The sequence below is a fragment of the Flavobacterium aquidurense genome (assembly GCF_031458035.1).
Lineage (GTDB): Bacteria > Bacteroidota > Bacteroidia > Flavobacteriales > Flavobacteriaceae > Flavobacterium > Flavobacterium aquidurense_C.
Map to the genome: position 1 here is coordinate 20,836 of NZ_JAVDXR010000016.1, position 10,767 is coordinate 31,602.

Consider the following 10,767-nt stretch of genomic DNA (forward strand, 5'->3'; position numbering starts at 1 on the left):
TAAAATCATGAAAAAGAAATTTCTTTTATACACAATACTTTTCACTACTCTTTCTCTATTCAACTCTTGCCAGGATGATTTAGAATTAACCTCTGATAGTGTAATTACATCTGGCAGTTTTTGGAAAACTGAAGATGACGCCAAAGCTGGCGTAAACGGAATGTACGTTAACTTTAGAATCCAGACCCAGCAAAATTATTATTTGTTAGGTGGTGCACGAAGTGCCGAAATTACTGGTGGGGTACAATCGCCGCTTACTTTGGCAAATTATTACAACAACAACCTGACGCCACAAAACATTGATGTAGAATGGGGCGGTTTATATACGGTGATTCATCAGGCAAACCTGGTTTTAAAATATGTACCTCAAATTCAATTTAGCCCATCTACCGTAAACGAGCAAAAAAGATATATTGCACAAGCGTATTCAATGCGTGCTTTATGTTACTTTATCATGGCACGTTCCTGGGGTGGTGTTCCAATTGTGACTGAACCGACAGAAAACACAAATCAATCACAGTATATTATTCCGCGTAATACCATTCAGGAAACATTTGCTTTTATTAAATCGGATATTGATGCTGCTATTGCAAATTTCCCTGATGTTGCCAATAATAAAACGCAATTGTCGCTTCCTTCTGTTTATGCTTTAAAAGCCGATGTAAATTTATGGACAGCAAAACAATTAGGCGGAGGAACTGCTGATTTAAATACTGCCCTGACCGCTATTAATACAATACCGGGAACTCCAACCTTAATGCCTGCTTTTAAAGATGTTTTTGCTTATGATAAAAAAGGAAATGCCGAAATAGTTTTTGCAGTTCGTTATTCATTAGCAGATTTACCATCTTCATTATTAGACAACTGGAATCAGTTTATGTTTGTTGGTCCGAGTGATTTTGCCCCACTTTCATCTGCAACAGCAACAGCTACTTTTGGAACTTTAGGAACAGGTTCAGGTAATGCCGGTATTTCGAGAGTACAGCCAGATATTACCCGATTTAATTTTGCTCCAACTGATACCAGAAAAGACGCAACATACTTAACTTTATACAATGGTGCTACACCGGTTGTGACTGGATTAGTAAAATACAACGGAACTGTAGACGGTACTATCAGAAGATTTGTGAGTGATATTATCATTTATCGTTGGGCAGACATTTTACTAATGAAAGCCGAAATTAAGAATGCCTTAGGTCAAGATCCTACTACAGAAATGAATCTGGTAATGAAAAGAGCCGATGCTTCAGCTTCTTTCACAAACAGTACTTTAACTGCAAATGATGACGTAATTTTGAAAGAACGTTTAAAAGAATTGGCTTTTGAAGGTAAATCATGGTGGGACCTTGTTCGTTTCAACAAAACAAATTTAGTTCCTTCGATGACAGGCAAGCAGATATTGTTCCCTATTTCACAAAACACGATTAACTTTAATCCAAAAATCGTTCAGAATCCATTATAAAATCTGGATTAAAACAATAAAAAATCAGACTGGAAATGCAAAAGTTTCCAGTCTGATATCAAAGAATACACAAACAATTAAAAAATAAACTCATGAAAATTGATCATTTACAAGGTCTGATTTCTGCTCCTTTTACCCCTTTTGACAGTAACGGAAAATTAGATGTAAGCTTAATTCCTCCTTATTATGAATTTTTAAAAAGAAACGGAATTACCGGTGCTTTCATTAACGGTTCGACTGGTGAAGGCGTTTCTATTACTTTAGAAGAAAAAAAAGCCGTTGCGCAAGCCTGGGCAGATTGTTCTAACCACGATGCCCATTTTAAAGTAATGGTTTTTCTTGGAGGAACCTGTCTTGCGGATTGCATTGATTTGGCAAAACACGCGTACGAAATTGGCTTGTATGCTGTTTCTTTAACAGCTCCATTTTACTTTAAGCCAGCAAACGTAGATGTTTTGGCCGAAATTTGCATCAAAGTTGGAGGAAGTGTTCCAAATATGCCAATTTACTACTACCATATTCCCGTTTTGACAGGCGTTAATATTCCGATGTATGATTTGGTAAGAGCCTTAGATGGTAAACTTCCAAATTTTGCCGGAGTAAAATATACACACGAAGATTTCATGGATTATCAAAGTTGTATGAGCTACGCAAACGGAAAATTCGACATGCTTTGGGGACGTGATGAAAATATGCTATCTGCTTTGGTTTTAGGTGCGAAGGGTGCCGTTGGAAGTACTTTTAATTATGCTGCACCATTGTACTATGATTTAATTGATGCTTTCAATAATAACGATTTGGTTAAAGCAAGAGCGCTTCAGCAAAAATCAATTGACATGATTCGTTTCTTAGGAAAGTATGGGGGAATCTCCGTTGGAAAAGCTTATATGAAATTAGTAGGACATGATTTGGGAGAATTCAGATTGCCGGTTAAAAACATGACTGCTGAACAGTTTGAGTTATTCAAAAAAGATGTTGCAGGTTTAAATTTCGAGGCCTTCAAATCAAAATAAACCTGTTCGTTTTTTCTAAAAACTAACCATATGAATACATCATTTTCTTCTTTAATACTCTATATTTTAATTATGTCAACAACAATTGGTTTTGCCCAAAAAACAAATATTTCAAAAGTCGAATGGAAAAAAGCTGCGGCCCTTTTAAATGAAGATGGAACTCTGTCTTTGGGTTTTGCAGGACCAATTAATGGTGTAAGTAATGATGTATTTATAACGGCAGGCGGTGCAAATTTTCAGGACAAAATGCCTTGGGAAGGAGGAAAAAAACATTATTCGAATGAAATTCATGTGTTGCAAAAATCAGGAGATCAATACAATTGGAATAAAAAAGCAGTCAATACTTTACCAGAACCTATTGCATATCCGGGTAATACGACAACAAATTTAGGAATCGTTTACGTAGGTGGAGAAAATGAAAACGGACTTTCGAATAAAGCCTATATTCTAAATTGGAATGCCGGTAAAAATAAAGTTGAAACAAAATCTTTACCTGATTTCCCAATTGCCATTACCAATATTGCACTAACACACATTGACAATATTGTTTACGCTATTGGCGGAGACGAATTAAAAAAATCATCCGATTTGGTTTTTAGCCTTGACTTAAATAAGGAAAAACCGGAATGGAAATCGTTACCAAACCTACCTTTTCCTTTAGCGAATACTGTTGCAGTTGTTCAAAACGATAAGATTTTTATTGTTGGAGGAAGAACCAAAATGCCTTCAGGAATAAGTGATTTGCATCATACTACTTTGGCTTTTGATCTAAAAAAGCAAACCTGGGAAAATAAAGCAGCTATTTCTGACGGAAAACAAACCACCAATTTTTCGGCCGGCGCCGGAGTTGCCTTCGGAAAAGAAACTATCCTAATTGTTGGCGGAGATAATGGTACTACTTTTCACAAAATAGAAACGTATTTATCTCAAATTGCAAAAGCTGCTTCGGAAGAAGAAAAATCAAAGCTTATCGCCGAGAAAAACATATTAAATACAAAACACAAAGGGTTTTACAATGACGTTCTGCTGTATAATACAATCACAGATAAATGGTGCAAAATTGGTGAATTGCCTTTTCTTGCGCACGTAACTACAACAGCAACCATGTGGAATGACAAAATCGTGCTGTCGAATGGCGAAATAAAACCAGGAATTCGTACCCCGGATGTGATGCTCGGAACAATTAAATAATTAAGCTAAATCGATACTAACGATTAAGTTATAAATAAAATTAAAGCATATCAAAATATGAAAAACTCTAAATATTATCCTTGGTTGGTAGTTGCGTTACTGTGGATTGTGGCGTTGCTAAACTATATGGATAGGCAAATGCTGGCGACCATGAGACCTTCAATGGAAGTTGACATTCCTGAATTAGTTTCAGGTGAAAATTTTGGACGTTTAATGGCTATTTTTCTTTGGATTTATGCTTTAATGAGCCCTGTTTCAGGTCTTATTGCCGATAAACTAAACCGAAAATGGCTAATTATAGGAAGTTTATTCGTTTGGTCAGCAGTCACTTATGCGATGGGATATGCGACGACTTTCAGCCAGATTTATTGGTTAAGAGCCGTTATGGGAGTGAGTGAAGCCTTATATATTCCTGCAGGTTTGTCTTTAATCGCCGATTATCATCAGCAAAAAACGAGATCGCTTGCTATTGGTATTCATATGACAGGACTTTATGTAGGCTCAGCTTTGGGTGGTTTTGGAGCGACAATTGCAGCGAAATTTTCGTGGCATACGACTTTTCATCATTTTGGTATTATTGGAATTGTTTATGCGATTGTTTTGGTTTTCTTTTTAAGCGAGAAAAAAACAGCAGCAAAAATTACAGATCCGGAATTTGATAAAACGCATGAAAAAGATTCGCTTTTTAAAGGTTTGGCGTTACTATTTACCAACATTTCATTTTGGGTTATTTTATTCTATTTCGCCATTATCAGTTTGCCGGGCTGGGCAACTAAAAACTGGCTTCCTACCCTATTCTCAGACAATTTAGGAATTTCAATGGATCAGGCTGGTCCTTTGGCTACAATCACAATTTCGTTTTCGTCATTGTTAGGCGTAATTTTTGGAGGCATTTTATCTGACAAATGGGTACAAAAAAATATTAAGGGAAGAGTTTATACCAGCGCAATTGGGCTGAGTTTAACAATTCCCGCATTGATGTTGATCGGTTTTGGGCATTCTTTATTTCATGTTGTTGGAGCTGTTTTATGTTTTGGTATAGGATATGGAATGTTCGATGCAAATAATATGCCCATCATCTGTCAATTTGTTTCATCAAAACATCGGGCAACAGCTTACGGTGTTCTAAATATGACCGGTGTTGGCTGTGGCGCATTAGTCACCTCACTACTTGGTAAATCAGCTGATACCGGCACTTTGGGTTTTGGTTTTGCCTTAATGGCGGGTGTCGTGCTGATTGCATTACTGGTTCAGATTAGTTTTCTGCGTCCAAAAGTAAATGATTTTGCAGACGCTTAGAAACTAACCGTTTACCCCTTTTTTACATTTAAGATTAGTTGGTTGTTTTTTGGTTTTTTATAAGCTAGGGCGGAGCCATGCGTTCTGCCCAGCTCATAAATCTGCCTAAATTTTAATAATATCTGAGAAATAATGAAGATAAAAAATCGGATTCTATTGACCTGTATACTTTTCATTTCACTGATTTTCAATCAGGAAATGGCAGCGCAGGAAGCTAAAATAAAAATAGCCTGTATTGGAGATTCAGTAACAGCTGGTTATCTTTTGTCTAATCCTTCTGCCGAATCTTATCCTTCGCAGCTTCAAATTTTAATCGGACAAAAATATGAAGTAAAAAACTTCGGCCACAGCGGGGCTACTCTTCTAAAAAAAGGAAGTAAACCTTATTTTAAAACCGAAGAATGTGCACAGGCAATTGCTTATCGACCAGATATTGCAATTATTCACTTAGGATTAAATGATACAGATCCCAGAAATTGGCCTAATTACAGCGAAGATTTTGATGCCGATTATAGCTCGTTAATTGATACTTTAAAAAAGCAGAATGCAAATGTGAAAATATACATCTGCAAAATGACGCCCATCTTCAACGAGCATCCGAGATTCAAATCGGGAACACGTGATTGGTTTTGGCAGATTCAAAAACACATCACTGAAATTGCAAAAGCAAATAACGTGAACTTAATTGACCTTCACGAAAAATTATACAATCGTCCCGACTTATTTCCTGACGCCTTACATCCAACAAAAGAAGGTGCCTCGATATTAGCACAAACCGTTTACGAGAATGTAACACAGGATTTTGGCGGACTACAACTGGCTCCCATTTTTACTGATGATATGGTGCTGCAGCGCAATCAGCCCATTGTAATTTATGGCAATGCAAATGGTGGAAACGAAGTCGAAGTTACTTTCAATACGAACAAAAAGGTTGTCAAAGCAAATCAATATGGGAAATGGCAAGTTATTTTCCCATCTATGAAAGCTGGTGGAACACATCAAATTAATATTTCGTGTAATGGAAAAAATATAGAGCTGAAAAATATTTTAATTGGAGATGTTTGGTTTTGTTCCGGCCAGTCTAATATGGCTTTTCCTCTTCAAAAATCAGAGAATGGAATTTCGGAATTAAAAAAAGCATCGAAAAATACAATGTTACGTTTGTTCCATTTTGAAGCAATTCAGGAAACTGATGATGTAGCCTGGGATTCTCTTACTTTGGAAAAAACCAATCAGCTAAAATTTTTCTCCGGAAAATGGAGAATATCTGATTCTATAAGTGCCAAAGATTTTTCGGCAATAGCCTATTATTTCGGACAAAATATTATTCGCGAAGAAAATGTTCCGATAGGTTTAATAGAAGTTGCCGTTGGCGGATCTCCAATAGAATCCTGGATTGACCGATATACTTTAGAGCATGATGATAAAATCGTTGATGTTTTAACCAACTGGCGAAAATCTGATTTTTTAATGCCCTGGGTCAGATCCCGTGCCGATGTGAATTTGAAAAATGCAGCAAATACAAAGCAGCGGCATCCTTACGCTCCATGTTACAATTTTGAAGCTGGCGTAACACATTTTACATATTTTCCGATAAAAGGAATTCTTTGGTACCAAGGCGAAAGCAACGCTCATAATCCAGAGTTGTATGAACATTTGATGCCCGTATTGGTTAAAAACTGGCGCGAAGCCTGGGGAACTTCCCTCCCATTTTACTATGTGCAATTATCAGCTATAGATCGCCCAAGCTGGCCCTCTTTTAGAAATATACAGAACACATTGCAAAAAGAAATTCCAAATAGCGCCATGGCCGTTAGCATGGATTATGGGGATTCAATTAATGTACATCCCATAAAGAAAAAACAAATCGCATACCGACTTACACTATTGGCATTGCGATATACCTACGGAAAAGCGATCACAGCAAATGGTCCGGAAGCCGTAAAAGCAGTACAAAAAGGAGATGTAATTCTAGTTTCTTTTTCAAATGCAAAACAATTATTTACAGCAGATAAAAAAGAATTAATCGGTTTTGAATTAGTGACCGATAAAGGAACCCGAATTGAAAGTAAAGCAGTAATCATCAAAAATCAAGTACAAATCGATGTTCCAAAAAACGAAAGAATAAAGACTGTTTTGTATGCATGGAAGCCTTACACCATTGCAAATTTGACAAACGAAGCCAATCTTCCCTGTTCGACATTTAGGTTAGTACTGGATTCCGAAAATAAAAATTAGAACACATCTCCATTTACTGACATAAAAGTCAACGAATTAAAGAGCAAAAAAATCAACACTTAGTCGCTATAAAACTAAGTTTAAAACAGATATAAAATGAGTTATTCAAAAACTGATCTAATTAACTTAAAAGATTTTTATCAGAAGCAATTATTAAATGATACGTTGCCATTTTGGTTTCCACAATCTATAGACACTCTTCATGGCGGCTATTTATTGATGCGTGGCCAAAACGGAGAATTAATTGATGACGATAAATCAGTATGGTTTCAGGGAAGAACCGCTTGGCTTCTTGCTACACTTTATAATACAATTGAGCCAAAACAAGAATGGCTGGAGGGTGCAAAATCGGGGATTGATTTTTTAAATCAACATTGTTTTGACACAGATGGAAGAATGTTTTTTCACGTAACCCGCGAAGGAAATCCGATTCGTAAACGTCGTTACTATTTTTCTGAAACCTTTGCTGTGATTGCCATGAGCGCTTATGCAAAAGCCAGCGGTGATGAAATAATTGCAGAACAGGCACGTCATTTATTTGGAGAATGCATTAAATACTCCAGTACTTCAGGTTTATTAGAACCAAAATACACTTCAATTCGTCCGTCAAAAGGAATTGGATCTCCCATGATTATGATCAATACGGCGCAACAAATTAGGGCGACTATTGGCGACCCACGCTGCGACGAATGGATTACCAAATGGATTGCCGAAATCGAAAATGATTTTGTCAAACATGATATCGAATGCGTGATGGAACAAGTGGCTCCGGATGGATCCATAATAGACCACATTGACGGCCGAACCTTAAATCCGGGACATGCTATTGAAGGTGCCTGGTTCATATTGCATGAGGCAAAACACAGAAATAATGATTCACATTTAATCGAACTAGGATGTAAAATGCTCGATTATATGTGGGAACGCGGCTGGGATAAAGAACATGGCGGGATTTTATATTTCCGCGATGTTTATGGTCAGCCGGTTCAGGAATATTGGCAGGATATGAAATTCTGGTGGCCACATAATGAAGTGATTATTGCCACATTATTGGCATACACCATGACCGGAAATGAAAAATATGCAACATGGCACAAAATGATTCATGATTACTCGTATAGTAAATTCCACGATAATGAAAACGGAGAATGGTTTGGGTATTTGCACAGAGACGGAAGCGTCGCTCAAACTGCGAAAGGAAATCTTTATAAAGGACCGTTTCATCTACCCCGTCAGGAATGGTATTGCTCACAAATACTAAAGGAGTATTTGGAACAAAACTAAATGTAAAATATAAAAGATTTAAAATTACAAAAAATGAAACTTGTGATTACCAATACCACCGTACATACAGGTGATGAAATAATTGAAAACGGAGTTATTATTATCGAAAACGGGACAATTATTTCTGTTCAATCTGAGATTCCAAATGATATCGAAACAATTGATTTAAAAGGGAAACATATTGCTGCAGGATTCATTGACATTCAGATCAATGGTGGCGAAAAACTATATTTTAGTCAAAATCCAACCGAAGAAACCATTCAGGATATTTACGATGCAAGTCTTAAATACGGGACAACTCACGTATTGCCTTGTTTGATTTCATCATCGCACGAAATCATTCTTCAGGGAATTGAAGCGGTTCGCAGTTATATGAAAAAACACAACAATGGTGTATTTGGAATGCATTTGGAAGGTCCTTTTCTAAATCCGTTAAAACGTGGCGCGCACAGCATCGATCAGGTTCGAAAACCCACCAATGAGGAACTTAAAGAAATTATCAGATACGGAAAAGATGTAATCAAAGTAATTACCATTGCACCCGAATGTTTTACAGAAGAACAACTGAATATGCTTATAGAAAGTGGTATCGTAATTTCAATCGGGCATTCGACTGTGACACATAAAGAGGCGCAGGTCTATTTTTCTAAAGGAATAAAATTGGTGACTCATTTATTCAATGCCATGACTCAGTTTGGTCATCGCGAACCGGGATTAGTGGGCGCTGTTTTTGAAAATGAAAATGTTTATGCTCCCATTATTTTAGATGGTGCACACTGTGATTATGCTGCCGCAAAAATAGCTTACCAACTTAAAAAAGAGAAATTCTTCTTGATCAGTGACGCTACATTTTTAGGCCGAAAAGTTTCAAATTTTAATTGGGATAATTTTGATGCTCATCTAGACAATGGTTTTTACAGAAACGAAGATGGCAATCTGGCCGGGGCAACAATTTCAATGTTGGAAGCGGTACAAAATGCCTACACTCATTTGAATGTTTCTGCAGATGAAGCCATAAAAATGGCAACTTTGCGAGTGGCAAATGCGATTGGAATGGAAAATAAATTAGGAAAAATAAAAGCTGGTTTTCCGGCAAGTTTTGTAAAATTCAATAAGGACTTATCTGAAATAGAAACTTTGAATTTCTCGAAAAGCACAACAACCATTTCTTAAAATGATTAAAGAAAAAATGCTCCCGATTATTCAAAAGGTAAAAGAATGGAAAATCATTTGTGCCGGACTTATATTTTCCTTTTTATGGGCTTCTGCATCAACTGCAACTAAAATTGGACTACATTCCGCACAGCCTTTTGTGATTTCTATTTTTAGATTTTTAATAGCCGGGAGCATTATGCTTTTCATTTCACATATTGTAATGTCAAAACGACTTCCTCAAAAAAGGGAATGGATTCAAATAAGTTTTTACGGCTTGTTCAACATCACTTTTTATTTGGGATTGTACGTCATTGCCATGCAAAAAGTATCTGCCGGTTTAGGGAGTTTGGCTGTGGCAACTAATCCTGTTTTTATCGTTTTGATCTCAGCTATTTGGTTATCGCATAAAATCAAGTTTAAAAACATCCTTAGTTTAATTATTTGTTTTATTGGAGTTTTTCTGGCAGCATATCCTTTATTACAAAATAGCTTTGCAACTCCTGCCGGCATACTTATCTTAGTTACAAGTATGATTGCTTATTCATTAGGAACAATTTATTATTCAAAACAAAACTGGAACGGATTACACATTCTTACTATTAATGGGTGGCAAACTATTATTGGAGGCGTATTTCTGCTTCCGGTTTTATTTTTAACCTACCAACCGGATAAAAATATTTTTGATGCTGATTTTTGGTTTTCAACTGCCTGGCTGGCTATTGCAGTTTCTATTGGTGCTGTTCAGTTTTGGTTATACTTATTAAAAATAAATCCTGTAAAAGCATCGTATTGGCTATTCCTTTGTCCAATTTTCGGATTTCTCATTGCCTTTTTTATGGTAGAAGAACCATTAACCCTATATACCTTATTTGGTGTACTATTTGTAATAATTGGACTTTATACCAGTCTTTCTTCCAATAAGAAAGACTAGTAAAACTGGACTGCTTTTTCTGTTAAATTTCAAAATAAACTTGATAATATTTATTTTTAGAATAAAAAAAAACTCCAACTAGCAAAGCTAATTGAAGTTTTTAGTACTCAGAGCGGGACTTGAACCCGCACGAACATTGCTGTTCACTGGATTTTAAGTCCAGCGTGTCTACCAATTTCACCATCCGAGCATTA

Annotated in this window: 8 protein-coding genes and 1 tRNA gene; 8 read left to right on the plus strand and 1 reads right to left on the minus strand. The window is 36.4% G+C overall.

Features of this window, described 5'->3' with window-relative positions; translation table 11 throughout:
• Positions 1-7: 7 nt before the first annotated feature.
• The 8 genes from J2X17_RS18695 (at position 8) to J2X17_RS18730 (ending at position 10,573) form a co-directional block, all read left to right on the plus strand.
• Positions 8-1,462, plus strand: a complete 1,455-nt coding sequence (locus tag J2X17_RS18695; RefSeq protein ID WP_310301556.1) for a RagB/SusD family nutrient uptake outer membrane protein — start codon at positions 8-10, stop codon at positions 1,460-1,462.
• 92 nt (positions 1,463-1,554) lie between these two features.
• Positions 1,555-2,475, plus strand: coding sequence for a dihydrodipicolinate synthase family protein (locus tag J2X17_RS18700; RefSeq protein WP_310301558.1), 921 nt, complete (start codon positions 1,555-1,557; stop codon positions 2,473-2,475).
• Between the two features lie 30 nt (positions 2,476-2,505).
• A complete protein-coding gene (locus J2X17_RS18705; RefSeq protein ID WP_310301561.1) occupies positions 2,506-3,666 on the plus strand; it encodes a galactose oxidase in 1,161 nt (386 codons plus the stop codon).
• A gap of 57 nt (positions 3,667-3,723) precedes the next feature.
• Positions 3,724-4,965 (plus strand): MFS transporter, encoded by a 1,242-nt coding sequence (locus J2X17_RS18710; protein ID WP_310301563.1) that lies wholly within the window; start codon positions 3,724-3,726, stop codon positions 4,963-4,965.
• A gap of 156 nt (positions 4,966-5,121) precedes the next feature.
• Positions 5,122-7,203, plus strand: a complete 2,082-nt coding sequence (locus tag J2X17_RS18715; protein WP_310301565.1) for a GDSL-type esterase/lipase family protein — start codon at positions 5,122-5,124, stop codon at positions 7,201-7,203.
• Positions 7,204-7,299: 96 nt separating this feature from the next.
• On the plus strand, positions 7,300-8,487 hold the full coding sequence (locus J2X17_RS18720; protein ID WP_310301566.1) for an AGE family epimerase/isomerase: 1,188 nt from the start codon (positions 7,300-7,302) through the stop codon (positions 8,485-8,487).
• A 33-nt stretch (positions 8,488-8,520) separates the two neighbouring features.
• Positions 8,521-9,660, plus strand: coding sequence for an N-acetylglucosamine-6-phosphate deacetylase (gene nagA / locus J2X17_RS18725; RefSeq protein ID WP_310301568.1), 1,140 nt, complete (start codon positions 8,521-8,523; stop codon positions 9,658-9,660).
• A 1-nt stretch (position 9,661) separates the two neighbouring features.
• On the plus strand, positions 9,662-10,573 hold the full coding sequence (locus J2X17_RS18730) for a DMT family transporter (protein ID WP_310301571.1): 912 nt from the start codon (positions 9,662-9,664) through the stop codon (positions 10,571-10,573).
• Positions 10,574-10,677: 104 nt separating this feature from the next.
• Here J2X17_RS18730 and J2X17_RS18735 read toward each other — a convergent pair.
• A tRNA-Leu gene (locus tag J2X17_RS18735) sits at positions 10,678-10,763 on the minus strand.
• Positions 10,764-10,767 lie beyond the last annotated feature (4 nt).

Excerpts from the sequence above, each read along its gene's own strand:
- J2X17_RS18695 (WP_310301556.1), top strand. The coding sequence starts at position 8 with ATGAAAAAGAAATTTCTTTTATACACAATACTTTTCACTACTCTTTCT.
- J2X17_RS18700 (WP_310301558.1), top strand. The coding sequence starts at position 1,555 with ATGAAAATTGATCATTTACAAGGTCTGATTTCTGCTCCTTTTACCCCT.
- J2X17_RS18705 (WP_310301561.1), top strand. The coding sequence starts at position 2,506 with ATGAATACATCATTTTCTTCTTTAATACTCTATATTTTAATTATGTCA.
- J2X17_RS18710 (WP_310301563.1), top strand. The coding sequence starts at position 3,724 with ATGAAAAACTCTAAATATTATCCTTGGTTGGTAGTTGCGTTACTGTGG.
- J2X17_RS18720 (WP_310301566.1), top strand. The coding sequence starts at position 7,300 with ATGAGTTATTCAAAAACTGATCTAATTAACTTAAAAGATTTTTATCAG.
- nagA (WP_310301568.1), top strand. The coding sequence starts at position 8,521 with ATGAAACTTGTGATTACCAATACCACCGTACATACAGGTGATGAAATA.
- J2X17_RS18730 (WP_310301571.1), top strand. The coding sequence starts at position 9,662 with ATGATTAAAGAAAAAATGCTCCCGATTATTCAAAAGGTAAAAGAATGG.